General features: G+C 45.4%; 21 protein-coding genes. 10 read left to right on the top strand and 11 right to left on the bottom strand.

What is annotated here, in order from left to right; genetic code table 11:
- Positions 1-53: 53 nt before the first annotated feature.
- Together ACT6R0_RS09090 and ACT6R0_RS09085 are read right to left on the bottom strand one after the other, a co-directional pair.
- Complete coding sequence (locus ACT6R0_RS09090; RefSeq protein WP_444652556.1) at positions 54-812, bottom strand: LVIVD repeat-containing protein; 759 nt, start codon at positions 810-812, stop codon at positions 54-56.
- 12 nt (positions 813-824) lie between these two features.
- The gene (locus tag ACT6R0_RS09085; RefSeq protein ID WP_444652557.1) at positions 825-1,334 is read right to left on the bottom strand and encodes a hypothetical protein; all 510 of its coding nucleotides are present in this window, start codon (positions 1,332-1,334) and stop codon (positions 825-827) included.
- Between the two features lie 160 nt (positions 1,335-1,494).
- Here ACT6R0_RS09085 and ACT6R0_RS09080 point away from each other — a divergent pair, with 160 nt between their 5' ends.
- From ACT6R0_RS09080 to ACT6R0_RS09040, 9 genes are all read left to right on the top strand, one after another.
- Complete coding sequence (locus ACT6R0_RS09080; protein WP_444652558.1) at positions 1,495-2,376, top strand: SDR family oxidoreductase; 882 nt, start codon at positions 1,495-1,497, stop codon at positions 2,374-2,376.
- A gap of 185 nt (positions 2,377-2,561) precedes the next feature.
- Positions 2,562-3,851, top strand: coding sequence for a T9SS type A sorting domain-containing protein (locus tag ACT6R0_RS09075; protein WP_444652559.1), 1,290 nt, complete (start codon positions 2,562-2,564; stop codon positions 3,849-3,851).
- A gap of 252 nt (positions 3,852-4,103) precedes the next feature.
- Positions 4,104-4,883, top strand: coding sequence for a ParA family protein (locus ACT6R0_RS09070; RefSeq protein WP_444652560.1), 780 nt, complete (start codon positions 4,104-4,106; stop codon positions 4,881-4,883).
- The gene (locus tag ACT6R0_RS09065) at positions 4,880-5,779 is read left to right on the top strand and encodes a ParB/RepB/Spo0J family partition protein (protein WP_444652561.1); all 900 of its coding nucleotides are present in this window, start codon (positions 4,880-4,882) and stop codon (positions 5,777-5,779) included. The genes ACT6R0_RS09070 and ACT6R0_RS09065 overlap by 4 nt, the downstream gene beginning before the upstream one ends.
- Entirely contained in the window at positions 5,779-6,348 is a 570-nt protein-coding gene (locus ACT6R0_RS09060) for a DUF5683 domain-containing protein (RefSeq protein ID WP_444652562.1), read from the top strand. Before ACT6R0_RS09065 ends, ACT6R0_RS09060 begins: the two co-directional genes overlap by 1 nt.
- A gap of 5 nt (positions 6,349-6,353) precedes the next feature.
- Positions 6,354-7,055: a 4-hydroxy-tetrahydrodipicolinate reductase gene (gene dapB / locus ACT6R0_RS09055; protein ID WP_444652563.1), complete on the top strand. Its 702-nt coding sequence runs from the start codon at positions 6,354-6,356 to the stop codon at positions 7,053-7,055.
- Positions 7,056-7,097: 42 nt separating this feature from the next.
- Positions 7,098-8,660, top strand: a complete 1,563-nt coding sequence (gene lepB, locus ACT6R0_RS09050; RefSeq protein WP_444652564.1) for a signal peptidase I — start codon at positions 7,098-7,100, stop codon at positions 8,658-8,660.
- A gap of 67 nt (positions 8,661-8,727) precedes the next feature.
- Complete coding sequence (locus ACT6R0_RS09045; protein ID WP_444652565.1) at positions 8,728-9,096, top strand: four helix bundle protein; 369 nt, start codon at positions 8,728-8,730, stop codon at positions 9,094-9,096.
- A 20-nt stretch (positions 9,097-9,116) separates the two neighbouring features.
- On the top strand, positions 9,117-9,731 hold the full coding sequence (locus tag ACT6R0_RS09040; protein WP_444652566.1) for a WbqC family protein: 615 nt from the start codon (positions 9,117-9,119) through the stop codon (positions 9,729-9,731).
- 94 nt (positions 9,732-9,825) lie between these two features.
- Here the strand turns inward: ACT6R0_RS09040 and ACT6R0_RS09035 are convergent, their stop codons facing one another.
- From ACT6R0_RS09035 to mutL, 4 genes are read right to left on the bottom strand one after another with little or no spacing between them, the layout of a single operon-like run.
- Positions 9,826-10,857, bottom strand: coding sequence for an endonuclease/exonuclease/phosphatase family protein (locus ACT6R0_RS09035; protein ID WP_444652567.1), 1,032 nt, complete (start codon positions 10,855-10,857; stop codon positions 9,826-9,828).
- Between the two features lie 27 nt (positions 10,858-10,884).
- On the bottom strand, positions 10,885-11,790 hold the full coding sequence (locus ACT6R0_RS09030) for a rhomboid family intramembrane serine protease (protein ID WP_444652568.1): 906 nt from the start codon (positions 11,788-11,790) through the stop codon (positions 10,885-10,887).
- A 1-nt stretch (position 11,791) separates the two neighbouring features.
- Positions 11,792-12,544: a rhomboid family intramembrane serine protease gene (locus ACT6R0_RS09025; protein WP_444652569.1), complete on the bottom strand. Its 753-nt coding sequence runs from the start codon at positions 12,542-12,544 to the stop codon at positions 11,792-11,794.
- Positions 12,541-14,409, bottom strand: coding sequence for a DNA mismatch repair endonuclease MutL (gene mutL, locus ACT6R0_RS09020; RefSeq protein WP_444652570.1), 1,869 nt, complete (start codon positions 14,407-14,409; stop codon positions 12,541-12,543). The genes ACT6R0_RS09025 and mutL overlap by 4 nt, the downstream gene beginning before the upstream one ends.
- A gap of 154 nt (positions 14,410-14,563) precedes the next feature.
- Between mutL and ACT6R0_RS09015 the strand changes: the two genes are divergently transcribed.
- The gene (locus ACT6R0_RS09015) at positions 14,564-16,975 is read left to right on the top strand and encodes an RNA-binding domain-containing protein (RefSeq protein ID WP_444652571.1); all 2,412 of its coding nucleotides are present in this window, start codon (positions 14,564-14,566) and stop codon (positions 16,973-16,975) included.
- Positions 16,976-17,389: 414 nt separating this feature from the next.
- Here the strand turns inward: ACT6R0_RS09015 and ACT6R0_RS09010 are convergent, their stop codons facing one another.
- From ACT6R0_RS09010 to rplJ, 5 genes are all read right to left on the bottom strand, one after another.
- Positions 17,390-17,701: a DUF3467 domain-containing protein gene (locus tag ACT6R0_RS09010; RefSeq protein ID WP_444652572.1), complete on the bottom strand. Its 312-nt coding sequence runs from the start codon at positions 17,699-17,701 to the stop codon at positions 17,390-17,392.
- A 4-nt stretch (positions 17,702-17,705) separates the two neighbouring features.
- Positions 17,706-22,004 carry a DNA-directed RNA polymerase subunit beta' gene (gene rpoC / locus ACT6R0_RS09005; protein WP_444652573.1) on the bottom strand — a complete coding sequence of 1,433 codons (4,299 nt, stop codon included), beginning with the start codon at positions 22,002-22,004 and terminating at the stop codon, positions 17,706-17,708.
- Positions 22,005-22,075: 71 nt separating this feature from the next.
- A complete protein-coding gene (gene rpoB, locus ACT6R0_RS09000) occupies positions 22,076-25,888 on the bottom strand; it encodes a DNA-directed RNA polymerase subunit beta (RefSeq protein ID WP_444653173.1) in 3,813 nt (1,270 codons plus the stop codon).
- A gap of 137 nt (positions 25,889-26,025) precedes the next feature.
- Complete coding sequence (gene rplL, locus ACT6R0_RS08995) at positions 26,026-26,403, bottom strand: 50S ribosomal protein L7/L12 (protein WP_444652574.1); 378 nt, start codon at positions 26,401-26,403, stop codon at positions 26,026-26,028.
- Positions 26,404-26,465: 62 nt separating this feature from the next.
- The gene (gene rplJ, locus ACT6R0_RS08990) at positions 26,466-26,981 is read right to left on the bottom strand and encodes a 50S ribosomal protein L10 (RefSeq protein ID WP_444652575.1); all 516 of its coding nucleotides are present in this window, start codon (positions 26,979-26,981) and stop codon (positions 26,466-26,468) included.

Below are 26,981 nucleotides of genomic sequence, written 5' to 3'. Positions count from 1 at the left end.
CAACAAAAAAGCCGGTGCATTGCTGTACCGGCTTTAGTTTTATTGTACTGCCTTTAAAAAGGAATATCGCTTTTAAAGGTAATGTTGCTGATGTCTGTAGGATTCAGTTGGTAGCGTGACAGGCCATTTTCCCCCACGGCAAAAAGATCGTCACCCCTAATGATCACATCAAAGCACACTTTATTGATCGTTCCGGCCGCTACAGGATGTTCCGGATCGGTCACATCAAATATTTTAATGACATCATCGCACACGAACAGGTAGTTGCCATACAGCCCTAATCCTTTCGGGTACGTAAGCTCCTCAGTATACACAAGCACCGGATTAGAAGGATCGGTAGTATTATAGATATTCAGCACATTAACCATATTGCCGCAAAACGTATTGGAATGCAGCGTAACGAATGAGTGTGTTCCATTAGCCACAACGGGGTCGCATGCGGTAAAATGCTGTACTGCCGATACCATTACAGGACTTTCGGGGTTTGCAAGCGAGTAGATGTACATGCCGTCCTGAGAGCCGATGTACAGGAAGTTATCGCGTGCAAAAAGCGTTTCGATGTCATTGCCTATACCCACCGTATTTACCTTAACGGGCTCCGACTCTATCGCAAGCGAAAATACGTTGAGGTTAGTACGGTCTACCGTATAAAGGTAGTCGCCCACAAGGGCAAAAACAGCGAGTGAGCCTCCCTGTCCATCGCCTTTATCGATCCCGCCTTCGCCATTTGTAACGGTATCACTGCTACCATCGCCTGAGCATCCTATCAGTAGGCAGAGGAATGCTGCATAAAAGAGTATTCTATTTTTCATGGTGCTGTTTTTTTATATCAATTCCCAACCGATTATAACTTCATCATTCGCCACATTCTCAGAAGATCCGTCGGGCGATGTCATTGAGGGGAATACATTTTCATTCCTGTTCAGTAGCGTCATGGCATTGGCACCGGTATCAAATTGCATGGTAACTAGATCGGTCGCCTGGTTGATGTAAACTATATTGTCGCGCACGGCAAGGTCGGTAGCCCCTGGCACATTGATGAATCCCAGAGGGACCGGGTTGACAGGGTTGCTGTAATCGTAAATATGGAATCCCTTGTGTACATCGTTCACAAAAAGGTAGCCGTCCTTAATATAGATCTTACCCGCTTTTATTATCGCCTGGGCAGGCATCATTTGTACGGCGGCTTCAAACTCATTGCGGTCCATAGTGATGGGTTCATATTGCTGTGGGGGTAGGTCGGTAAGCACAACATTGTCACCATCGCCATAACCTTCGCAGCCAGCGAGCAGCACTATTGGCAGCCCAAATAAGAGGAGTCGAAATTGTTTCATAACTAATTGGTTTATAGAAAGTTTATTTATCAGATACCAAAACGTGAGAACGGTTGCGTAAATTGCATAGGTATTTATCATTAAAGATAATACATTTGGCAAAACAAGGCGCGCATAATAATTTTATATCTTTACCGATAACAAACAACATTCTGGAATTATGAGCTATACCGACAAAATGCTTCGCGATAACGCCCTTGAAGGGAAGGTAATTGTGGTTACCGGTGGCGGCAGCGGCCTGGGCAGATCGATGACAAAATATTTTATGGAGCTTGGCGCGAAGGTAGCCATAACCTCGCGCGACCTTGAAAAATTGCAGGGAACCGCAAAAGAGCTGGAGGAGCAAACCGGCGGGAAATGCCTTGCCGTGCAGTGTGATGTGCGCCATTACGACCAGGTGGAGGCCATGCTGAAGGCTGTGCTTGACGAATATGGGCAGGCCGATGTGCTGCTGAACAACGCCGCGGGCAACTTCATCTCCCCGACAGAAAGGCTTTCGGCGAATGCCTTTGATACGATAATCGACATTGTATTGAAAGGTTCTAAGAACTGCACGCTCGCTTTTGGCAAACACTGGATCGATACGAAGCAGGAAAGATCAACCATACTTAACATTGTAACTACATATGCGTGGACAGGATCGGCCTATGTGGTGCCGAGCGCTACCGCAAAAGCAGGCGTACTGGCCATGACCCGCAGCCTTGCCGTGGAGTGGGCAAAATATGGGATACGTTCAAACGCGATCGCACCGGGCCCCTTCCCTACCAAGGGCGCGTGGGACAGGCTGCTGCCTGGCGATCTGAAGGACAAATTCGACCTTGCCAAAAAAGTGCCGCTCAAGCGAGTGGGCGACCACCAGGAGCTGGCCAATATCGCGGCCTACCTGGTCTCTGATTTTTCAACCTATGTTAATGGCGAGGTGATCACCATAGACGGTGGCGAATGGCTGAAAGGCGCAGGGCAGTTTAACCTGCTGGAAGCCATACCTGAAGAGATGTGGGATATGCTTGAGATGATGATAAAGGCGAAGAAAGATAAGTAAATTCATCTTTTTAAAGCCATTATTACGATAGCCTTAGTTTTTTCGAATAATTTTTATCAAAATAGCAGGATTAACCATCCCGCTATTTTTTTATTGCAATTCTGTTCCTTTATTTAGACTTAATTTAAATAATATCTATATTTGTGATCGAATATTATTCTTAATAAATCTAAATAAACATCCACATGATGAAAAAATTACTTTTCGCGGCTACGATGCTTACAGGTATGTATGCTACGGCACAGGAAGGCTATACGCAGGTTACTGTTGAAATGCAGCCAGCATATGCAAACCAGGTATTTTACAAGTTCTCTACCAATACACAAACCCCTGTTGCAGCCGCAAGCTGGGACCTTTCGTTCGAAAAAGCCGTTGGCCAGATGGGAATGGGCGCTATACGTGTAAATGATGGTAAAGGGATCAGGATATTCCAGGTAGCAGCGTCGGAGGCAGGTTACGCCTCTGTTGATGTGGCACAGGAAGCCAACTGGACAGAGCTTTACAACAGCCACCTTACATGGGGTGAAGGTGCTTTTGATAATGCCAATAACCCAACACCGGGCCCGTTGAACTTTGGATGGGGCAATTATAATACGGACAGCCACCATGTTGAGGGTGTGATAGTTTTTGTACTTAGGTACGGAGCTGATAATTACAAAAAAATATTCATTGATGACTTCAACCCGTACAATGGCGAGATGACATTTAAATATTCCACCTGGAATGGCACCGCATGGACTGCCGACGAAACAAAAGTAATTGACACCGATGCTTCGGCAACCAACAGGTTTACCCATTTTTCGCTAACAACGAACAATGTGGTCACTGTTACTCCTGCAGATGCTGACTGGGACATGGTATTCAGGAAATATTACGCACCGGTAACGGCAATGGGCCAAACCGCAATGTACAATGTTACAGGAGCGCTTCAAAGCCCGCTTGTAAGTGTAGCGCAGGTAGCCGAGACAGGAAATACATCAGAAACCCCTACGATCCCTGCCTCAGCGGCTTACTCTGCCGAGATCAATACCATTGGCGACGACTGGAAAGCTTTCACGGGTGGTGCTTATGTGATCAACCCTACGAATACCTACTACGTGAAATATCCTGACGGTAACATTTACAGGATGTTCTTTACAGGATTTTCAGGAACTGCCGCGGGTACGCTTAGCTTCAACTACAAGAATGTAGCAACTACGGCCAGTATGGAAGACTTTAACAAGGATTCTTTCGGTTTCTACCCTAACCCATCGGTAAACAAGAACATCACGCTTATCTACGACCTTCAGAACGGCACCTCTAAAAACACCGTGAGCATCTACTCGATGACGGGTGCTAAAGTGTTCGAAACGGAACTGGCCGCAGATGGCTTTACTGCTAAAGAGATCAACCTTTCCAACCTTACTTCAGGCATCTACATGGTAACGCTTGAATCAGGTAAAAATACAGTATCTAAAAAACTGGTTATCCAATAACCCAACTGAAAAAGGAGGAGAAAGCCATGCAGCGATGCGTGGCTTTTTTTTATTTTTCACTTACCCCGGATAACACAGATCCCACAAATTTTCACGATCCACTAAGATCACGATCAGGGTAATTCGTGTAATTCATGGCTAAAACTTCTTCTACACTGAGCCCGGTGCGATTTAGTTGCCCATGTTAACAATTTCCGTTTTCACGAACCATAAATAATTGTATTTTTACGGTTCTAAATTCAGAAACGATAAATGGGTAAAATAATAGCGATCGCCAACCAAAAAGGCGGTGTAGGCAAGACGACCACGACTGTTAACCTTGCGGCATCGCTGGGGGTGCTTGAAAAAAGAGTACTACTAATAGATGCCGACCCGCAGGCCAACGCGAGTTCCGGCCTGGGCATTGATGTAGAGTCGGTCGAGATAGGCTCCTACCAGGTACTGGAGCACAGCAGCACCCCTGCAGAGGCGACCATGGAATGTACCGCGCCCAATGTATGGGTAATACCTGCGCACATCGACCTTGTGGCTATCGAAATTGAACTTGTGGACAAGGAAAATCGCGAATATATGCTAAAGCAGGCGCTGGAAAGCGTAAAGGATGATTACGATTACATCCTGATCGACTGCGCGCCTTCATTAGGTTTGCTTACATTGAACGCGCTTACTGCTGCCGACTCGGTGGTTATCCCCATCCAATGCGAATATTTTGCGCTCGAAGGTCTTGGCAAACTGCTAAATACTATAAAGAGCGTACAAAAAATACACAATCCGGCGTTAGACATCGAAGGGCTGCTGCTCACGATGTACGATTCGCGCCTTCGCCTGTCAAACCAGGTCGTGGAAGAAGTGCAAAAGCACTTTAACGACATGGTATTCAAGACGGTGATACAGCGCAACATCAAGCTGAGCGAGGCACCAAGCTTTGGCGAAAGCATCATCAACTATGACGCTACCAGCAAAGGAGCGGTAAACTACCTGAACCTTGCAGAAGAAATTATACAGAAAAACAGCACTAAAGTAGGTTTATGACAAAAGCTATAAAGAAACAGGCATTAGGAAGAGGATTATCGGCATTGCTTAAAGACCCGGAGAACGACATCAAGTCGGTTGAGGACAAAAATGCAGATAAGGTGGTGGGCAGCATCCTGGAGATAGAGCTTGATGCCATTGAGATAAACCCTTTCCAGCCGCGTACCAACTTTAATGAGGAAGCGCTTCGTGAACTGAGCACATCCATTAAGGAACTGGGCGTGATACAGCCTATCACCGTGCGTAAGCTGGACTATAATAAATACCAGCTAATATCGGGTGAGCGCAGGCTAAGGGCATCTAAACTCGCAGGGCTGGAAACCGTTCCTGCCTACATACGCATTGCCAACGATAACGAATCATTGGTCATGGCATTGGTGGAGAATATCCAGCGCCACGACCTTGACCCTATAGAGATCGCCCTGAGCTACCAAAGGCTTATGGACGAGATACAGCTTACCCAGGAACAGATGAGCGACCGCGTAGGCAAAAAACGCTCAACGATCGCCAACTACCTGAGGCTTTTAAAACTTGACCCTATCATCCAGACGGGCATTCGCGATGGGTTCATATCCATGGGCCACGGGCGCGCCATCATCAATATTGAGGACCATGACGCGCAGGCCGATATTTACCAGAAGATCGTTATGGGCAACCTTTCTGTTCGTGAGACCGAAGCTTTGGTTAAGAACTACCATGACAGCCTGAAGCCGGCACCTGCCAAGCCTGCTAAAGGCGAGCCCTTTAAGATCGGGGAAGAAAAAGCTAAAGCCATTACTAATTTCTTTGGTGCCAAGGTAGACGTGAAGGCCGACAGCAAAGGCAAAGGCAAGATCACAATACCTTTTCATTCTGAAGAAGATTTCAACAGGATCATCAAACTTATCCAGGGATAGTGAGAAGCAAATTTTCCATAGCCATACTTGTTTTACTTTTATCTTCTGTGCCAATGTTCGCCCAGGACCTGAGAGTGGAGCAGGCAGCCGTTAAAGATTCCCTCATGATGAAGCCGTATACAATAGACCCCCTCGCACCCAGCAAGGCGGCATTCTATTCGGCGATACTGCCGGGCCTCGGGCAGGTGTATAACAAAAAATACTGGAAGTTGCCCCTGGTATATGGCGGCATGGGACTTAGTTTTTATTACTACTCCTTTAACAACGATAAGTACCACGAGTACCGCGGTGCTTACAAGAACAGGCTGGCCGGAAGGCCGGTAACGGGTGAGCTGGCAGATCTTGACAACGACCGCCTCATCCGGGGCCAGCGCTTCCACCAGCGCAACCGCGACCTTTCGCTGCTCATTACCGTTGGCATTTATGTGCTGAACATTGTGGATGCCAACGTGGATGCCCACCTGAAGCAATTCAACGTGAACGAGAACCTCACTTTTAAGCCGACACTCGAGCAAAACCAGTTCGACATGAAATACAATGCCGGCTTTTCCATCAACTACCAATTTTAAACACAATGAAGATCGCATTATTAGGCTACGGCAAGATGGGGCAGGTAATAGAACGCATCGCCCTGGAGCGCGGCCACGAGATCGTACTACGCAAGCGCAGCAGCGATAGCTTTGAGGCCCTTACTGATGCCGATGTAGCCATAGACTTCAGTGTGCCCGATGCGGCAGTCGGGAATATCTCTGCATGCCTTAACGGAGGCATACCTGTAGTTTCGGGTACGACCGGCTGGCTGGAGCAGTATCACGACATGGCACAGCTGTGCGAAGAGAAGAACGGTGCTTTCATCTACGGGTCGAATTTCAGTTTGGGGGTGAACATTTTTTTTGAGCTGAACACGTACCTTGCCAAAATGATGGGCAGCCTGAAGCAGTACAAGGTGTCGATGGAAGAAGTACATCATACCCAAAAGCTGGATGCCCCGAGCGGCACAGCTATTACTTTGGCTAAAGATATCATTGCCCATTCGGATTACTCGAGCTGGGCCATTGGCAACCCTAAAGAAGACGAGATATTCGTTGATGCCAAAAGGATCGAGGGCGTTCCGGGAACACATACCGTTGCGTACGACTCTGAGGTCGACTCTATAGAAATAAAGCATACCGCCCACAGCCGTGAAGGCTTTGCGCTGGGTGCTGTGGTAGCCGCCGAATGGCTATTGGGCAAAAATGGCGTGTACAGCATGAAAGATGTGCTGGGCCTGTCGTAACATTTTCTGACAAAACGATACATATAGAAAAATTAAGATACAATGACATTACTTCAGTGGTTTATATTTTTCCTGGCGGTACAGGCAGTACACTTTGCAGGAACGTGGAAACTTTATGAAAAAGCCGGCCGCAAACGCTGGGAAGCTTTAGTACCGGTATACAATGCCATCGTTCTGATGGACATCATCCGCAGGCCGAAATGGTGGGTGATACTGCTTTTCATACCGATCGTGAACCTTATCATGTTCCCCGTGGTATGGGTACAGGTGCTGCGTGCGTTCGGCAAAAGGTCGGCTACCGACGCGGCCATTGGCATTGCCACGCTTGGGCTTTACATTTACGCCATCAATTACAGCGACGCTACCAAGTATACGCCCGAGGAAAAAGAGGAGCGCAAGGACAGCACGGTAGGCTCACTGCTGTTCGCCATTGTGGTGGCAACCATTGTACACACTTATGTAATGCAGCCGTTTACCATCCCTACAGCTTCATTGGAAAAAACACTTTTGGTCGGCGACTTCCTGTTCGTGAGCAAGTTCCATTATGGCGCACGTACGCCAATGACTACCGTTGCAGCGCCTATGGTGCATGACAGTATTCCTGTTATCAATACAAGATCATACAGCAACTGGCCGCAGCTACCCTATTTCAGGCTTCCGGGTTTTGAAAAAGTGGAGAAGAATGATATTGTAGTATTTAACTGGCCTATCGATACTGTTGTTAAGTTCAGGGACAGGTCAGGAACTCGTGTTAAAAAACCTGTAGATAAAAAGTCAAATTATGTTAAACGTTGTGTAGGGACACCTGGTGATACTTTCTCTTTGAAAGGCGGGGTAGTATATATCAACAATAAAGAACTGAAACTTAGCGACAGGGCGAGGTTACAGCACATCTATTTTGTCACTACTAAGGATGGGAATATGCTGGACGCGGAATACCTTATTAACGACCTCCAGATCAACAGGACCGACATAGGCTATGATTCTAACACCAACAGATATATTTTCAGGGCGCTGACGGGTGAAAATGCCGAAAAACTGAAAGCTAATTCGCTGGTTACAAATGTTGAAATGTATAAATTCACATCTGATCCTGCTGCAGGCGACACCTCTATATTCCCTCATACAAAACCGGCATGGACCCAGGATGATATGGGGCCAATATATATTCCTGAAGAAGGCAAAACAGTTGAACTGAATAGTGAGACCCTGCCATTCTATAAAATGGCCATAACCGATTACGAACACAACACCCTTGAGGAAAAAGGCGGCCAAATATTAATTAATGGAAAGCCAGTGACATCATATACCTTCAAGCAGGACTACTACTGGATGATGGGTGATAATCGCCACAACTCCGAAGACAGCCGCTACTGGGGCTTTGTACCCGAAGATCACATTGTAGGCAAGCCGGTATTCGTATGGATGAGCATCAACCAGGAAGAATCATGGAAGAACATCGGGAAAAAGATCCGCTGGGACAGGATGTTCACTACCGTAGGCGGTGATGGCGAACCTGTATCCTACTTTAAATATTTTGTTATTGTAGTAGTACTATGGTTGGGATTTAGTTATTTCAGGAAAAAGAAAAAGGAGAAGGTTTAATTTGGTTATTTGTGATTTGGTTATTTGACCACCAACACGTAATTTCAGCAACTTAAAAACTTATACTATGTATGTATATTCTTTTGAAAAGTTGGAGGTGTGGGTAGAATCTAAAGAATTTACTAAGATAATTTATAAAATAACTTCATCATTCCCAGATACTGAAAAATTCGGATTGACAAATCAAATACGGCGTGCGACAGTTTCAATTTGTTCAAATATCGCAGAAGGGTCGGGAAGAAGCACATTTAAAGATAAAGCCCATTTTACTACAATGGCGTTTGGTTCGGCTGTAGAGGTTCTAAATCAATTAATAATTTCGTTCGAACTGAACTTTGTCACCGAAAAAGATTATTTTGATTGCAGACCCATGCTTGAAAGTATAACCAATAAGCTAAATGGCTTGAGAAATTATCAACTCGGGCAGATCAAATAACCAAATCCACAAATAGACAAATGAACGTTCTCTTACACTCAACATACTTCCCATCCATTAGCCATTTTGTAGCTATGGTTAGTGCTGATAAAGTTTTTTTTGAAGTAGAGGATAACTTCCAGAAGCAGACCAACCGCAACCGCATGTATATTTACAGTCCCAACGGCGTGCAGCTGCTCAACATCCCTGTTAAGCACAGTAGCGACGGCAACAGGCAGTTGTTTAAAGATGTCCGGATAGAGCCGGCTTTCGACTGGCAGAAGCAGCATTTCAAGTCGCTTGAGGCCGCTTACCGCTCCTCCCCTTTCTTCGAGTATTTTGAGGACGACATCCAGCCCATATTCGAGAAGAAGCATGACTTTATGATGGACCTGAACTTTGAGATCATGGACATCGTAACCTCCTGCCTGGGAATGAGCTACAACCCCGAAAGGACAGTAGAATATTTCCGCGAGGCGAACGGGTTGCAGGACTTCCGCTACCTGGCAGACGGGAAGAAGGACAGATGCCAATTTGAACCCTACACTCAGGTATTTGGCGACAAGCATGGCTTCATTAATAACCTGAGCATATTGGACCTGCTTTTTAATGAAGGCCGTTATGCATTGGACTACCTGAAGAAGCAGACTATTTAGCCATCAGTCGCTGTTTTAGTCAGCATTTAAAATATCATCAGAAATTTGACGTATAGATGTGGTGATGCCACTGTGTCCTTAATGTGAATATGGCTTATTCTTCTTTATGAAAGGCAAGGCGCGTCATGACCGGGAAATGGTCGGAATTGATGAACGTGCCGAATGTTGAATACTGCTTTACGTTTAAGGACTTATCGGTAAAAATGTAGTCAATGCGCGCAGGATAGTATTTATAGTTATACGATTTCCCGAAGCCGCTGCCCGCTTCCTCGAAAGCATCATTCATTTTTCCTTTTACACTGCGGTACACATAAGAGAATGCGCTGTTATTGAGGTCGCCGCAAATGATCATCGGATGCCTGCAATCCTCTTTGTGCTTTTCGAACAGTTCGGCCTGGTGCTGTTGCTTGGCAAAAGCTTCGCTAAGCCTTTTGAAGATGACTTTTGACTTTTCCTCGTCTATCTTTTCGTGAATGTCCGGGCTTATCTTTATGGATTGAAGGTGCATGCTGTATACACGCAGCGTATCCTTTCCCTTTTTTATGTCGGCAAAAACCACGTTATTGGCCGAACCCGGAAAAGCAACGTATCCGCTGTCAATGATGGGAAATCGTGACAGGATCGCCTGGCCGGTCTCCCCTTCCCTGCTGTAAACGTATGCATGCTTGTAGGCAGGGAATGACGCCTTGCCTTTTTTCGAGTACTCTTGCAGGCAGACGATATCCGGATCTTTCTCCTTTACAAAATCCATGATCTTTTCGGCAATATCCTTGCGGGGAAGCCATTCGTACAGGTTGAACATCCGCACATTGTAGCTCATCAGTGTGAAGTCGCCTTCTTCTGCCGGGAGGCTGGTCGAGGAGAATTTATAGAACTTGCTTACGAAGGTTATACCCAGCAATAGTATGAGGCCTGAAAGCAACATCTGCCTTTTGGTTTGCAACAGCCAGTACATAAAAAAAAGGAAGTTGAGTACCAGCAAAAGTGGCAAAACCAACGTGAAAACTGAAAGGAACGGGAATAGTTTGGGCGCCATGAATGGCAACAGGTAGGCAATAAACGTTAATACAGTCAAGACTATATTAAAGAAGAACATGACCTTGTTGAACCATGAAAGCTTTTTCATCCGTTGCCTGTTATGTTACCAAATCTACTATTTATTTTGTAATCGGAACAAAAATTCTTTTTCCTCTTTGGTAAGGCTGTCGTAGCCCGACCTGCTGATCTTGTCGAGTATCTCATCGATTTGTTTTTGCGTAAGGTCTTTTGGCTTACCGGCTGGCTTTTGCGTTGACGGCGGAGCTATATTTCGGTGTACGGCAGTGAACGGCGTTTTCTTTTTCGGTTTGAATAAATTAGCAAAAAAATCGATGACCCCTGAAACGCCTTTACTTAGGTCATTCCCCTTTTTCAGCAAAATAATGTACAGGTAGCCGAATAGTGCCCCACCCAAATGGGCAATGTGCCCACCTGTATTTTCTACAGAAACATAGATAAGGTCCATCGCAAGCAGTACCCCCGCAATGTGCCACAGCTTTATGGTACCAATGAGCAGCATTCGTACCGAATACATAGGCGAATAGGCTGTAACAGCAAACAATATCGCCATGATGGCCGCCGAAGCCCCGACCATGCCCGCCTGTGTACCTGCAAGGGCCGGAAGGAGGTTGTAGCTGATGATGTATAGCAGCCCGGCAAAAATGCCACCCAGCACATATACCCCGAACAGTTGCTTTTGGGTAAAAAACGTAAGAAACAGCCTTCCGGCAAAGTGGAGCATAATCATATTGAACAGCAGGTGCAAAAAGCCGCTGTGCAGGAATGCGTAAAGGAGGATGGACCATGGCTTCCAAAGAAGGTCACCCGGCACGCTCGAAAGGCTGAACCAATCCTGGCCGCCGCTTGCGCGCCAGTCCCACGAAGGCAACTGCACACCCGAGAGCGCCAATATACTGAACAGTATCATCGGTACTACAAAAAGCCCTATATTCCAAAAAATGAGCCGTTGCGTGATGCCGCCCACCCTGTATTCCATCTTTAGATCGTCTAAAATGCTCATATTAGTTCCAGCGTCTGTCGTTAAATGAATTCTTCTTCCAGTACCACATTATAAAATACCCAATAAGTGCCCCACCGAGGTGGGCAAAATGACCTACGCCCCCGACGCTGCCAAAAAGTGACTGTCCTGTAAATCCGAGATAAAAGTCTAAGCTCAAAGTCCCTCCGATCAGGTATTTTGCCTTGACAGGGATCGGTATGAACATCAGCATCATCGGGACATTCGGGAATAAGAATGCAAACGCAACCATTATGCCATAAATTGCACCTGAGGCACCGCCAGCCAAACTAAAATAAGTTCCCCGTAAATTATTATAGTCTCTTGGCAACAGGTTCTCGGCCCAGCGCGTATCGACCATTCCCTTTTGGAGTGTTGCCAGTATGTCAGTTTTATCAAAACCAATTTCAACTAGCTTTTCAACGCTGTTATGGAATGCGAAGTAATGGATCCCCTGTTGGGCTAATGAAGCCCCAAGCCCGCAGGAAATATAAAAGAAAATAAATTTTGACGCTCCCCAGCGTTGCTCCAGTACCGGGCCGAAAATGTACAATGACAGCATATTGAACGCAAGGTGCATTATCCCCATGTGAATGAACATGTTGGTAAAGAGCTGCCAGAAACCAAAATCGGGATTCTCAAAATAATGCTCCCCTAATAAGTTCATAGCAGGAGCACCAACAAATAGTGTCCCAACAAAAAATAGTACATTTATGATCATGAGCTGCTTAACAGCATCGGTCATTGGATACATCATATTGCAAATCGTTTATCCAGGTCCTCTACGCTTACCGTGATGAAGGTAGGCCTGTGGAAAGGTGAAACATCGGGTTCTTTACAGGCAAACAGGGCGTTAACCATGTTCTCCTGCTCTTTCTCGTTCATGTACGTACCTGTTTTTACGGCCAGGCTCTTTGCCATGCTCTTGGCGATGCTGTCGCTCTGGCTAAAACTGCTGTCGGGAACTTCCTGCTGGAGGTCGTTCAGCAATTCCTCGAGCAGTATCGACACCTCGCTTTCAGACACGTTCACCGGCAGGCCCGACACCACAATATGGTCGTGGTTGAACTCGGCAAACACAAAGCCCGTATTCTCCAGCGCCTCACGCATTTCGCGTATCAGCGCCAGTTCGCCCTGGCTATAATGCAGCAGCAGCGGGAACAGCAATTGCTGGCTGGCCGCGTGATGCACGGTAATGTTGGTAAGGAACTGTTCGTACAGTATACGCTGGTGGGCGCGCTTTTGGTCAATGATCAGAAGGCCGCTTTTTATAGGGCTTACAATGTACTTTTTATGTATCTGGTAGGTTTTGTGCACCGTCTGCTCTACTTCATTATCGTTGAAGAGCGAACCGGTAACCTCCTCCGTTTCAAAAGTCATGGCTTCAACTTCCTCGGTTGCTGAGGACAGTCCGGTGTACAGGCTTTCCCATGCAGGCTGGCGCTCCTTTTTGAACGCCGGTGCGGCAGACCACGACGCTGCCGACGATGCTACTGCCCTTACCGGTTTTTCATCCGCAAACGGATTGAAGTCGCGGTCGACCTGCACAGTTGGCATTGTGGCCTCACGCGTTTCGTACTCGTAGGGCGTATCAAGGTTGTTGTCGCGATCAAAGTCCAGCACGGGCGCTACATTGAACTGCCCCAGGCTGTGCTTTATCGTTGAACGGAGTATGGCATAAAGCGCGTGCTCATCGTCGAACTTCACTTCCGTCTTGGTTGGGTGGATATTGATATCGATGGTGTGCGGCGGCACTTCAAGGTAAATGTAGTAAGCGGGCTGGCAGCCGTCCTTCAGCAGCCCTTCATAGGCAGCCATTACGGCATGGTGCAGATAGCCGCTCTTGATGAAGCGGTTGTTCACGATAAAGAACTGCTCGCCCCTGCTCTTCTTCGCGAACTCGGGCTTGGTAACAAATCCGCCGATGCCAACGATCTCGGTGGCTTCCTTTATGGGGACCAGCTTTTCATTGGTGCGCCCGCCAAAGATGTTCACGATGCGCTGCCGCATGTTCGACGTGGGCAGGTTGAACATCTCGCTGCCGTTGTGGTACAATATGAACCCAATGTTGGCATGCGCCAAAGCCACGCGCTCGAACTCGTCGATGATGTGGCGGAACTCTACCGTATCACTCTTTAAAAAGTTGCGGCGGGCAGGTATGTTGAAGAAGAGGTTCTTAACTGAAAATGATGTCCCTTTAGGCACTACGGCCACCTCCTGCGAAGTGAACTTACTGCCCTCGATAACCAGGTGCGTACCCAGCTCGTCCTGCTCCTGCTTTGTTTTAAGCTCCACGTGGGCGATCGCGGCAATGGAAGCCAGCGCCTCCCCTCGGAAACCTTTGGTATGCAGGGAGAACAGGTCCTCCGCATGGCGTATCTTACTGGTGGCATGGCGCTCAAAGCACAGGCGGGAGTCGGTCACGCTCATGCCCTTGCCGTTGTCGATCACCTGTACCAGGGTCTTTCCGGCATCCTTCACGATGAGCTTGATCTCGGTCGCCCAGGCATCCACGGCGTTTTCCAGCAGTTCCTTGACTACCGAAGCCGGCCTTTGCACCACCTCGCCGGCGGCTATCTGGTTGGCAACATGGTCGGGAAGTAACTGGATTATACTGGACATCGTGTAGGGAAAAATCGTTTTAATGGCAGAGTCAAAGTTAAGGATTTTATACCGACCGTAGAAATTACCTGTTTGATATTATTGCGGAAATTACCTGGTGGTGTTTAACATAATTTTAATAAATTAGCTTTAACCAAAACACCAATTATTTAATATGATAGAAAAACTTCGATTATTAAGTCAAGATAGAATAGAAGAAATAAAGAATCTTAATATCAGGTCAGAAAGAACAGATCTAGAATTTAAAGAGATATTTAAACTTTCTGATGCGAAATCTAAAGCAGAATTTGTAAAAGACATATCTGCGTTTGCAAACTCTAAAGGTGGTTATATTTTGTATGGTATAAACAATAATTACGATTGGATAGGTCTTGATGAAAAAAGTGATGACAATATAGATGAAGCTCACATTTCGAATGTAATTGAAGAATTTATTGACGGATTTGTTGAAATATTTACAAATTTAGTTGAAATTGATGGATCATCTTTCTTCATCGTTTACATAGAACCGTCTGATGTAATATTACCATTCAAAAAGGATGGACAGTATCAAAAAAGTACATGGGGGAAAAATGCCAAACAGATTAAAGCAACTGTCTTTAAAAAGGGGGATGTATATTGCCGAAGGGGTAGTAGGTCAATAAAGGCTGATAATTTATTTTATCGGAAAAAACAAAACCAATTTAAAATAATTGAAAATGTTCTTGAGCAAAATACACTGTATAATGAATTTATTGGCAGAGAGGAACATATAAAAGAAATATATAATAAGTTAAACAATGACAATAACAGAATAATTCAAATTGACGGTATAGGTGGAATTGGCAAGACTAGCTTTGTTCACTATTTTTGCAAACAATTGATTATCAATGAGACATTTACAAATAATTTTGAATTTATTATTTGGACAAGTTCAAAAAGAAATAAATATACACCTGATGGTATTAAATCTTTAACTGAATACGTGTCTAATTATTCTGATTTAATTGATGATATTTATAAATTTATTGAAGAGAATAATTTAGTAAGTGAGATTGACACTTCTGATAATGAACATAATGTCATAAATTTTTTAAATAACAATACTGTTTTATTAATAGTTGATAACTTAGAAACTTTAAATGATCCAGACTTAATATCATTCTTAGGGAAATTCCCAACAAGTTCAAAAGCCATCTTAACTACTCGAGAAACACTAGGGGACTTCTTTATGGCCAGAATAAATTTAAATGGCTTTAAGGAGGAAAGAGAATTCCCTGACTTTCTAAACTCTCAATATAAAAATTTTACAGGAAAAGATATTGTATTCACAAATTATTATGGACAATATATTAGTGAACTTTATAAATATACGAAAGGTATGCCTTTGGCTGGTCAGTTGATTACTCACCAACTCGCAATGTCAACTCCGATAGATTCTGTAATTCAAAATCTTAAAAGTGGCGATGCATATCATGATATATTAACATTTTGTTTTCAAGGTTCAATTGATAAGCTATCTGAAGAAGAGAAAAATGTATTATACATATTATCATTATCGGAAAAAGAAGAGCTCCTAACAGCCGATGATATAAGGTATATCTCCGATATGAATAGTGATGAAATTGGTTTTAAAGCATTACCTCAGCTTGCAAAAATCTCACTTTGTTACTCACAAATGACAGATTCAGGTGATGTTGGATATACAGTTCCTCACTTAGCTAAAATTTACACTAAGAATTTTCTAAAGCTAAATAATGAAAAGAATATTCTTGAAAAATATGAGGTTTTCTCTCAAGAACGTAAAACTTTCTTGGATGGAGATCTTAACCATAAATTATTACTAAGGTCTAACGCTAGTAATCACCAAGAAAGAGTTGCAGCAAATCAGGCAAGACAAGCGCTATATATTTCCAATATAAATTACGATATTGCAAAAGAAACGATAGATGAGCTAATAAAACATAATAGTAAATTTCCATTTCTATATTTGATAAAAGGAAAGATTTTAGAAAACAGCTTTTACTCGGATGCTTATAATCTAGCAAAAAAAGAGTTTCTTATTGCTATTGAATTAGACAATGAGTTTCTAGAAGCATTAATTGAGTTAGGATTCTTAGAATTAAAAAATCGCGTTGGAAAAAGTCGAACGTCTAAAGAAATTATTTCCACTGCAATCGGATATTTTGAAAGAGCACTTTCTGTGGATCCAAATAACCATAGAGCACATCACGGGATTGCTAAATCACTAGCTGCCCAAGCAAAGGACATAAATTATTTTAACAATAAAGCTCAGAAACATGCTAAAGCTAATTTGGCAAATGACCACTTTGAAAGAGCCTATCTCATTTCTGAAACATTAACACCAACACAAATTCATTCTAATGCAATAAATGCATTTAATCATGCTCTCAATTATAATACCAATTTGAGAAATTATAAAGAAGCTTATCGAGTTTGCAATATTGGATTAACAAACGAACCAAACGATATAAAACTCCGTAAACTTAAAGATGAGTTGGATTTTAAAGTGAATCCTAAACAGTACGCGCATGAAAAATTAAAAGACAAAGGGTGGATTAAATAATATCACGCTCCCGCGAGCTTCCAGCTCGTGCCGGTCACAAAAAACAAAACCCTTTCCTCTCCGGAAGGGTTTTAATATTTTTACCACCAACAAAAAAATCCTCGAAAAATCCGCCCAATCAGCGTCATCCGCTTTCCAACTTAACTCATTGAAACAAACTATACAAAATTTAATTACTATAAACAAAAGTAATATAATGACGAGCGCTTTTTAAATATCCCTTCTCCCTCTTCACTCAATCGCTCAAAAAGTGCAAAAAGTTCAAACAATAACCCTAAACACCATCAAAAATACCCCTGCGGCATACCCTAAAATCATCATGTACCGGATCAAAAATCATACAGTAGCGGTGTAAAAATACCCAGAAAAGCATCAAAAAACCCCTTCCGTTTCCGAAAGGGGTTGTTTTTTATCTTAAGCCTGTCCTGCAGGCCCGAAAGTCAGTGGAAGCGGCTGCTGCTCCGTATCGCTTATCTGGCCGTGGGCACTTTCAAAGCGGTGGATGTTCTCGCCTAATGCCTTCAGCAGGCGCTTGGCATGCTGTGGCGTTAACACAATGCGCGACTTTACCTTGGCCTTTGGCACTCCCGGCATGATCGTCACGAAGTCTACCACGAATTCTGAGGCAGAATGGTTGATGATCGCCAGGTTGGAGTAAATGCCTTCGGCAGTCTTCTCATCGAGCTCGATGTTGATCTGCCCCGGCTCCTGTTTTTGGTCACTCATTATATTAGTAATTAAATTCCTCTTTCGGAGTTAATAGCTCATTGTATTCCTCTGTAGAACCTACGATGGTGTTGTCATAGTCCCTCATACCTGTACCTGCAGGTATCCTGTGGCCTACGATAACGTTCTCCTTAAGTCCTTCAAGTCCGTCAACCTTACCTGCCACCGCGGCTTCGTTCAGTACTTTTGTAGTTTCCTGGAACGATGCGGCCGAGATGAACGACTTAGTTTGTAGCGACGCCCTTGTGATACCCTGAAGTACCGGGGTTGCTGTTGCGGCAACCACGTCCCTTGCGGAAACCTGGTTCTGGTCGTTGCGCTTCAGCAATGAGTTCTCGTCCCTTAGCTCGCGCGGCGTAATGATCTGCCCCGCTTTAAGGTTTTGCGAATCTCCCGCATCTTCTACAACTTTCATTCCGTATAGCTTGTCGTTCTCAAGGATAAAGTCAGATGTGTGTATCAGCTGGTCTTCAAGGAAAAGGGTATCACCCGGGTCCTGTACCTGTACTTTACGCATCATCTGGCGTACTACCACTTCAAAGTGCTTGTCGTTGATCTTTACACCCTGAAGGCGGTAAACCTCCTGGATCTCGTTCACAAGGTACTGCTGTACGGCAGACGGCCCCTGTATCCTGAGGATATCTTCCGGTGTGATCGCACCGTCCGATAGTGGCATACCTGCTTTTACGTAGTCATTCTCCTGAACAAGGATCTGGTTCGACAGCTTCACAAGGTATTTCTTGATCTCGCCGAATTTCGACTCGATAACGATCTCGCGGTTACCCCTCTTGATCTTACCGAACGATACCACACCGTCGATCTCAGATACTACGGCCGGGTTCGAAGGGTTACGTGCTTCAAGAAGCTCGGTGATCCTAGGAAGTCCTCCGGTAATGTCACCCGCTTTGGATGAACGCCTTGGTATCTTAACAAGGATCTTACCTGCCTTGATCTTCTCGCCGTTATCGACCATAAGGTGGGCACCCACCGGAAGGTTGTACGAACGGATAAGCTCATTGTCTTTTCCGTAGATCAATAGCGTAGGGATCAATTTCTTGTTCCTTGCTTCAGATATTACCTTCTCCTGGAATCCGGTCTGCTCATCGATCTCGACCATGAACGATTGTCCCTGCTCGATATCTTCGTAAGCGATCTTACCGGTGAACTCAGAGATGATAACACCGTTATATGGGTCCCATTTACAGATGGTAGCCCCTTTGTCAACAATATCACCGTCCTTCACAAAAATGCTCGAACCGTAAGGTATGTTGTGTGTATTCAATACAATTCCCGTATTCTGGTCAACAAGCTTCAATTCAGTAGAACGTGATATTACGATATCTACTTCCTCGCCTTCGTTGTTCTCACCTTTCACGGTCTTAAGGTCTTCAAGTTCAAGACGTCCCGCGAAACGCGTTACAATGCTCGACTCTTCAGACATACCTCCCGCAACACCACCAACGTGGAATGTACGTAGTGTAAGCTGTGTACCCGGCTCACCGATCGACTGTGCGGCAATTACGCCCACTGCCTCACCGCGCTGTGTCATCTGACCCGTAGCCAGGCTGCGTCCGTAACACTTTGCACAAATACCTTTTTTAGCCTCACAGGTGAGTGGCGAACGTACCTCTACAGCCTCAATAGGAGCTGCATTGATAGCCTTTACTTCTGCTTCGGTGATCTGGGTGCCTGTAGTAACAAGGACCTCATTCGTAAGCGGGTTGATGACATCCTGGAGCGCAACACGGCCAAGTATCCTTTCGCCAAGCGTTTCTACGATCTCCTCATTGTTCTTAAGCGCGCTAACCTCGATACCACGAAGCGTACCACAGTCCACAGAGTTAACGATAACGTCCTGTGAAACGTCTACAAGCCTCCTGGTAAGGTAACCTGCATCCGCCGTTTTAAGGGCCGTATCCGCAAGACCTTTACGGGCACCGTGGGTAGAAATAAAGTACTCAAGGATCGAAAGGCCTTCCTTAAAGTTAGAAAGGATCGGGTTCTCGATGATCTCTCCACCACCGGCGGTCGATTTCTTAGGCTTGGCCATCAAACCACGCATACCTGTAAGCTGGCGTATCTGCTCTTTCGAACCCCTTGCCCCCGAGTCAAGCATCATGTACACCGAGTTAAACCCTTGCTGGTCCTCACGGATGTTTTTCATGGCAAGCTCTGTAAGCAATGCGTTGGTAGAGGTCCACACGTCGATCACCTGGTTATAGCGCTCGTTGTTGGTAATAAGACCCATGTTATAGTTCATGGAAATACCTTTTACCTGCTCGTTGGCATCGGCAATAAGCTCCTGCTTCCTTTCAGGGATAATGATATCACCAAGGCTGAATGACAAACCGCCCCTGAAAGCGAATTTGTAACCCATGTCCTTCATATTGTCAAGGAATGCCGCTGTTGTAGGCACGTCGGTAACACTCAAGATCTTACCGATGATGTCCCTAAGCGACTTCTTGGTCAGTACTTCATTGATATAGCCCGCTTTTTCCGGCACCACTTCGTTGAAGAGTACACGTCCTGCGGTCGTCTGGATGATCTTGTAAACAAGCTCACCATTCTCATTAAAGTCTTTTGCACGTATTTTCACGCGTGCGTTCAGTTCCACCCTTCCTTCGTTCAAAGCGATGTTAGCCTCTTCGGCAGAATAGAAAGTAAGGTCCTGTCCAAGTATCGTATTCGTCTCGGTAGACAAACGCTCTTTGGTCATGTAGTACAGACCAAGTACCATGTCCTGAGAAGGAACGGTTACCGGAGCACCGTTCGCCGGGTTAAGGATATTGTGTGAAGCCAGCATCAACAGCTGTGCCTCAAGGATAGCCTCCGGCCCAAGCGGAAGGTGTACCGCCATCTGGTCACCATCAAAGTCAGCGTTGAAAGCCGTACATACCAATGGGTGCAGCTGGATCGCCTTACCTTCGATAAGTTTCGGCTGGAACGCCTGTATACCAAGCCTGTGAAGGGTTGGGGCCCTGTTAAGCAGTACCGGGTGCCCTTTGATCACATTTTCAAGGATATCCCATACTACAGGTTCTTTTTTGTCAATTATCTTTTTGGCCGACTTAACCGTTTTCACGATACCGCGCTCGATAAGCTTGCGAATAACGAACGGTTTGTAAAGCTCGGCAGCCATGTCTTTCGGAAGGCCGCATTCGAACAATTTCATTTCAGGGCCAACGACGATCACCGAACGTGCCGAGTAGTCAACACGCTTACCTAAAAGGTTTTGGCGGAAACGTCCCTGCTTACCTTTCAATGAGTCAGAAAGCGATTTCAAAGGCCTGTTCGATTCTGTCTTAACAGCCGATGCTTTCCTTGTGTTATCGAATAGCGAGTCTACCGATTCCTGTAGCATACGCTTTTCGTTACGAAGGATCACCTCCGGCGCCTTGATCTCCATAAGCCTTTTCAGACGGTTGTTACGGATGATCACCCTGCGGTAAAGGTCGTTAAGGTCAGAAGTAGCGAAACGTCCGCCATCAAGCGGCACTAGTGGGCGAAGTTCCGGCGGGATCACAGGGATCACTTTCAGGATCATCCACTCAGGGCGGTTCTCCCTGTTCATGTTCGACTCACGGAACGACTCTACTACCTGAAGCCTTTTAAGGGCTTCGGTCTTACGCTGTTTAGATGTTTCAGTATTGGCACTGTGGCGAAGGTTGTATGACAATTGGTCAAGGTCGATCCTCGCAAGCAGGTCCATGATACACTCAGCACCCATCTTGGCGATAAACTTGTTAGGGTCATTATCGTCAAGGTATTGGTTTTCCGCAGGAAGAGAATCCAGTATGTTCAGGTACTCTTCTTCGGTTAAAAAGTCTAATCTTTTGGCATCCTCACCATCCGGCCCTTTGGCGATACCTGCCTGGATAACCACATACCTTTCATAGTATATGATCATATCTAATTTCTTAGACGGAAGGCCAAGGATATAACCTATTTTATTTGGCAGCGAACGGAAATACCATATGTGGGCGATAGGCACTACAAGATTGATGTGCCCTACCCTGTCACGTCGAACTTTCTTCTCGGTAACTTCAACACCGCATCGGTCACAAACGATCCCCTTATAGCGGATCCTTTTATACTTGCCGCAAGCACATTCAAAATCCTTTACAGGGCCGAAGATACGCTCGCAGAAAAGGCCGTCCCTTTCCGGTTTGTGAGTACGATAGTTAATGGTTTCAGGCTTTAAAACCTCACCCCTTGATTCTGCCAGGATCGACTCAGGCGAAGCAAGGCCTATAGAGATCTGGTTGAACCTTTTAACGGTATTTTTATCTTTTAATCTCGTCATGATATGTAATCTATCGATTTATTAAAAAGTATGGAAAGGGAATGGCGCCGAAACGCCACTCCCATGGAAATTTATTCTTCTAACCTGATGTCAAGGCCAAGGCCTTTAAGCTCGTGCATCAATACGTTGAATGATTCCGGCAAGCCTGGTTCCGGCATGGTCTCTCCCTTAACGATAGCTTCGTAAGTTTTAGCCCTTCCGATAACGTCATCCGATTTAACGGTCAGTATCTCCCTAAGCGTGCTCGACGCACCGTATGCTTCAAGGGCCCAAACCTCCATCTCCCCGAAACGCTGTCCACCAAACTGCGCTTTACCTCCAAGAGGCTGCTGCGTGATGAGCGAGTACGGGCCGATAGAACGTGCGTGCATCTTGTCGTCAACCATGTGGCCAAGTTTCAGCATGTAGATAACACCTACGGTTGCCGGCTGGTGGAAACGCTCGCCTGTACCACCATCATATAGATACGTGTGGCCAAAGCGCGGTATTCCTGCCTCATCGGTGAGCTCATTGATCTGGTCAAGTGTAGCACCATCAAAGATCGGCGTTGCGAACTTCTTGCCTGTCTTAAGGCCTGCCCATCCAAGAACGGTTTCATATATCTGTCCGATGTTCATACGCGAAGGTACACCCAGCGGGTTCAATACGATGTCTACAGGGGTACCATCCTCAAGGAACGGCATGTCCTCCTGGCGAACGATCTTGGCAACAATACCTTTGTTACCGTGGCGCCCTGCCATTTTATCACCCACTTTCAGCTTACGCTTCTTAGCGATGTAAACCTTGGCAAGCTTAAGGATACCTGATGGAAGTTCGTCACCCACCGTTATGGTGAATTTCTCCCTCCTCAATGCACCCTGAATGTCGTTCAGCTTGATCTTGTAGTTGTGGATAAGGTCGTTTACCATAGCATTGGTATCGTCATCCGTAGTCCACTGCCCTTTGGTAAGGTGAGCGAAATCTTCAACGGCATAAAGCATTTTCTGGGTATATTTCTTTCCTTTCGGAAGTACTTCCTCACCCAGGTCGTTCATAACGCCCTGTGATGTTTTACCGTTTATGATGTTGAACAGCTTATCGATAAGTTTGTCCTTAAGTTCATTGAACTTAACTTCAAAATCCATCTCCAGTTTGCCCAGATCGTCTTTATCTTTCGTACGCTTACGCTTATCTTTCACAGCGCGTGCGAATAGTTTCTTGTCAAGGACAACACCATGAAGTGAAGGGGAAGCTTTCAATGAAGCATCTTTCACATCACCGGCCTTATCACCGAAGATAGCGCGAAGAAGCTTTTCTTCCGGTGTAGGGTCAGATTCCCCCTTCGGAGTGATCTTACCGATAAGGATATCGCCAGGCTTCACTTCGGCACCGATCCTGATCATACCGTTCTCGTCAAGGTCTTTGGTAGCCTCTTCCGATACGTTCGGGATGTCGTTGGTCAGTTCCTCATTACCCAGTTTGGTATCCCTTACTTCAAGAGAATAGTCATCCACGTGGATCGACGTGAATATATCATCGCGCACTACTTTTTCAGAGATCACGATCGCATCCTCGAAGTTATACCCTTTCCATGGCATGAACGCCACCTGAAGGTTACGGCCCAATGCAAGTTCACCGTTTTGCGTGGCATAGCCTTCGCAAAGGACCTGGCCCGGCGCTACCCTGTCGCCTTTCCTTACGATAGGCTTAAGGTTGATGCTCGTGCTCTGGTTGGTTTTCCTGAACTTGATAAGCTGGTATGTTTTCTCGTCCGGATCAAAGCTTACGCTGCGCTCGCGGTCGGTCCTGTCATATTTGATCGTGATCTGGTTGGCATCTACATACTCAACCGTACCGTGCCCTTCGGCATTGATAAGTACCCTAGAGTCAGAAGCTACCTGGCGCTCCAATCCTGTACCCACGATAGGGGATTCCGGACGTAAAAGAGGAACAGCCTGGCGCATCATGTTCGATCCCATCAACGCGCGGTTCGCATCATCATGCTCAAGGAACGGGATAAGCGATGCCGAGATCGATGCGATCTGGTTCGGTGCAACGTCGGTATAATGTACCGCACCAGGCTCAACAACCGGGAAGTCGCCTTCCTCACGTGCAATTACCCTTTCAGCAGTGATCTGTCCGTCAGCACTCATTTCGATATTCGCCTGAGCGATCATCTTACCTTCCTCCTCCTCAGCGCTAAGGTATACCGGTGTCGACTCAAGGTCAACTTTACCGTTGGTTACCTTGCGGTAAGGTGTCTCGATAAAGCCCATTCCGTTCACTTTGGCATATACGCCAAGTGAGGAGATAAGACCAATGTTCGGACCTTCCGGGGTCTCAATAGGACAAAGGCGGCCATAGTGCGTATAGTGAACGTCACGTACCTCGAAACCTGCCCTTTCCCTTGAAAGACCGCCGGGCCCAAGTGCAGAAAGCCTGCGCTTGTGAGTGATCTCGGCAAGTGGGTTGGTCTGGTCCATGAACTGCGATAGCTGGTTGGTACCAAAGAACGAGTTGATAACCGAAGACAGTGTCTTGGCGTTGATAAGGTCGATCGGGGTAAATACCTCGTTGTCCCTTACGTTCATACGCTCCCTGATAGTCCTTGCCATACGTGCAAGACCTACGCCGAACTGTGCCGAAAGCTGCTCGCCTACCGTACGTACACGACGGTTGGAAAGGTGGTCGATATCATCGATCTCAGCCTTCGAGTTGATCAGCTCGATAAGGTATTTAACTATGGTAATGATATCCTCTTTGGTAAGCACTTGCTTTTCCATTGGGATATCAAGTCCAAGCTTTTTGTTCATCCTGTAGCGGCCTACTTCACCAAGGTTGTAGCGCTGGTCAGAGAAGAACAATTTATCTATAATGCCACGAGCTGTTTCCTCATCAGGCGGTTCCGCGTTACGGAGCTGACGGTAAATGTGCTCTACGGCTTCTTTTTCAGAGTTTGTAGGATCTTTTTGTAACGTGTTATGGATGATGGCATAATCTGCCTGGTTGTTGTCCTCCTTGTGAAGAAGTATGGTCTTCACATTAGAGTCAATGATCTCTTCCACATTGTCCTTGTCGATGATGGTATCACGGTCAAGGATGATCTCGTTACGCTCGATAGAAACCACCTCGCCTGTATCTTCGTCCACGAAATCTTCGTGCCATGTGTTAAGTACACGCGCGGCAAGCCTTCTGCCGATATATTTTTTAAGACCTGTTTTCGATACCTTGATCTCTTCAGCAAGGTCGAATATTTCAAGGATGTCCTTATCCCTCTCAAACCCGATAGCCCTGAACAGGGTAGTAACCGGAAGCTTTTTCTTACGGTCGATATACGCGTACATAACACTGTTGATGTCGGTAGCGAATTCAATCCATGAGCCTTTGAAAGGAATTACCCTTGCAGAATATAATTTTGTTCCGTTTGCGTGGAATGACTGGCCGAAGAAAACTCCTGGCGAACGGTGAAGCTGCGAAACAACTACACGCTCAGCGCCATTGATAACAAAGGTACCGCTCGGAGTCATGTATGGGATAGTTCCCAGGTAAACGTCCTGCACAATTGTCTCAAAATCCTCATGCTCAGGGTCAGTACAATACAGCTTAAGCCTTGCTTTTAGCGGCACGCTGTAGGTAAGTCCCCTGTCTATACACTCTTCAATTGTATATCGTGGCGGGTCAACAAAGTAATCAAGGAACTCCAGTACGAACTGATTTCTTGTATCAGTGATCGGAAAGTTTTCCATGAAGGTGTTATAAAGACCTTCGTTGCCTCTCTCATCCGACTTGGTTTCCAACTGGAAAAAATCTTTGAACGATTTTACCTGGATGTCAAGGAAATCCGGATAAGCCGGGATGTTTTTGGTAGAGGCAAAATTTAATCTTTCAGTCTGATTTGTTATCATCAATGGACAAAATTTTGATTAAAATAATTTAATAAGGGCGTACAATAAAATTATTTAAAGTTATTATACGAAAAATGGTTTAGGCCTTTGAGAGTTCTTCTCAAGGCCTAAACCTGGGTTTTCAAACCTATGTAAGCTTATTTAAGCTCAACAACAGCTCCGGCTTCTTCCAAAGATTTTTTAAGGCCTTCAGCCTCATCTTTAGAGATGCCTTCTTTAACGTTAGCAGGAGCTCCGTCAACTAGATCTTTAGCTTCTTTAAGTCCAAGGCCGGTAAGTTCTTTTACAGCTTTAACAACTGCAAGTTTAGAAGCACCAGCATCTTTAAGAACTACTGTAAATTCAGTTTGCTCTTCAGCAGCAGGAGCGTCACCGCCAGCAGCAGGACCAGCGAAAGCTACAGCAGCAGCTGCAGGCTCGATGCCATATTCATCTTTAAGTATTGTAGCTAGTTCATTAACTTCTTTAACAGTCAGGTTAACTAGTTGTTCTGCGAATTGTTTCAAATCTGCCATTTTTTCTATCGTTTTAAATAGTTTGTAATATATAATTTATAAAGTGCGTTCTCGCGGTGGTGTTACCTTTCAGATAACGTTTTAACAAGTCCTGCGATCGTACTGCCACCTGATTTAAGGGCAGATATAACGTTCTTAGCAGGAGACTGAAGAAGACCGATGATCTCTCCGATAACCTCTTCCCTTGATTTAAGCGCTACAAGAGCATCAAGCTGGTTGTCGCCAATGAATACAGCCTCGTGGATGTATGCACCTTTAAGGACTGGCCTATCAGATTTTTTACGGAATTCCTTTATGATCTTTGCAGGAGCGTTGCCGTTCTCAGCGATCATTATAGAAGTGCTTCCTTTTAGGATAGAAGGCAATTCGCCGTAGTTGTTCTCAAGACCCTCCATTGCTTTTTCAAGCAGGGTATTTTTAACAACCTCAAGCTTAATGCCGGCTTTAAAGCAAGCTCTCCTAAGGTTTGAAGTATTCTCAGCATTAAGGCCTGAAATATCGGTAACATAAACAACATTAGTACCGGCCAACTGTGCAGTTAAATCTTCAATAACTCTTGATTTTTCTTCCTTGGTCAT

The organism is Flavobacterium sp., from assembly GCF_052437795.1.
Taxonomy (GTDB): Bacteria; Bacteroidota; Bacteroidia; order Flavobacteriales; family Flavobacteriaceae; genus Flavobacterium.
Note: the sequence above shows the minus strand (reverse complement) of the source record. Positions and strands in the feature narration are given on the sequence as shown.

What these genes read in the sequence shown, in the direction of transcription:
- ACT6R0_RS09090 (WP_444652556.1), bottom strand. Translation starts at nt 812, where the DNA reads ATGAAAAATAGAATACTCTTTTATGCAGCATTCCTCTGCCTACTGATA.
- ACT6R0_RS09085 (WP_444652557.1), bottom strand. Translation starts at nt 1,334, where the DNA reads ATGAAACAATTTCGACTCCTCTTATTTGGGCTGCCAATAGTGCTGCTC.
- ACT6R0_RS09080 (WP_444652558.1), top strand. Translation starts at nt 1,495, where the DNA reads ATGAGCTATACCGACAAAATGCTTCGCGATAACGCCCTTGAAGGGAAG.
- ACT6R0_RS09075 (WP_444652559.1), top strand. Translation starts at nt 2,562, where the DNA reads ATGATGAAAAAATTACTTTTCGCGGCTACGATGCTTACAGGTATGTAT.
- ACT6R0_RS09070 (WP_444652560.1), top strand. Translation starts at nt 4,104, where the DNA reads ATGGGTAAAATAATAGCGATCGCCAACCAAAAAGGCGGTGTAGGCAAG.
- ACT6R0_RS09065 (WP_444652561.1), top strand. Translation starts at nt 4,880, where the DNA reads ATGACAAAAGCTATAAAGAAACAGGCATTAGGAAGAGGATTATCGGCA.
- dapB (WP_444652563.1), top strand. Translation starts at nt 6,354, where the DNA reads ATGAAGATCGCATTATTAGGCTACGGCAAGATGGGGCAGGTAATAGAA.
- lepB (WP_444652564.1), top strand. Translation starts at nt 7,098, where the DNA reads ATGACATTACTTCAGTGGTTTATATTTTTCCTGGCGGTACAGGCAGTA.
- ACT6R0_RS09045 (WP_444652565.1), top strand. Translation starts at nt 8,728, where the DNA reads ATGTATGTATATTCTTTTGAAAAGTTGGAGGTGTGGGTAGAATCTAAA.
- ACT6R0_RS09040 (WP_444652566.1), top strand. Translation starts at nt 9,117, where the DNA reads ATGAACGTTCTCTTACACTCAACATACTTCCCATCCATTAGCCATTTT.
- ACT6R0_RS09035 (WP_444652567.1), bottom strand. Translation starts at nt 10,857, where the DNA reads ATGAAAAAGCTTTCATGGTTCAACAAGGTCATGTTCTTCTTTAATATA.
- ACT6R0_RS09030 (WP_444652568.1), bottom strand. Translation starts at nt 11,790, where the DNA reads ATGAGCATTTTAGACGATCTAAAGATGGAATACAGGGTGGGCGGCATC.
- ACT6R0_RS09025 (WP_444652569.1), bottom strand. Translation starts at nt 12,544, where the DNA reads ATGATGTATCCAATGACCGATGCTGTTAAGCAGCTCATGATCATAAAT.
- mutL (WP_444652570.1), bottom strand. Translation starts at nt 14,409, where the DNA reads ATGTCCAGTATAATCCAGTTACTTCCCGACCATGTTGCCAACCAGATA.
- ACT6R0_RS09015 (WP_444652571.1), top strand. Translation starts at nt 14,564, where the DNA reads ATGATAGAAAAACTTCGATTATTAAGTCAAGATAGAATAGAAGAAATA.
- ACT6R0_RS09010 (WP_444652572.1), bottom strand. Translation starts at nt 17,701, where the DNA reads ATGAGTGACCAAAAACAGGAGCCGGGGCAGATCAACATCGAGCTCGAT.
- rpoC (WP_444652573.1), bottom strand. Translation starts at nt 22,004, where the DNA reads ATGACGAGATTAAAAGATAAAAATACCGTTAAAAGGTTCAACCAGATC.
- rpoB (WP_444653173.1), bottom strand. Translation starts at nt 25,888, where the DNA reads ATGATAACAAATCAGACTGAAAGATTAAATTTTGCCTCTACCAAAAAC.
- rplL (WP_444652574.1), bottom strand. Translation starts at nt 26,403, where the DNA reads ATGGCAGATTTGAAACAATTCGCAGAACAACTAGTTAACCTGACTGTT.
- rplJ (WP_444652575.1), bottom strand. Translation starts at nt 26,981, where the DNA reads ATGACCAAGGAAGAAAAATCAAGAGTTATTGAAGATTTAACTGCACAG.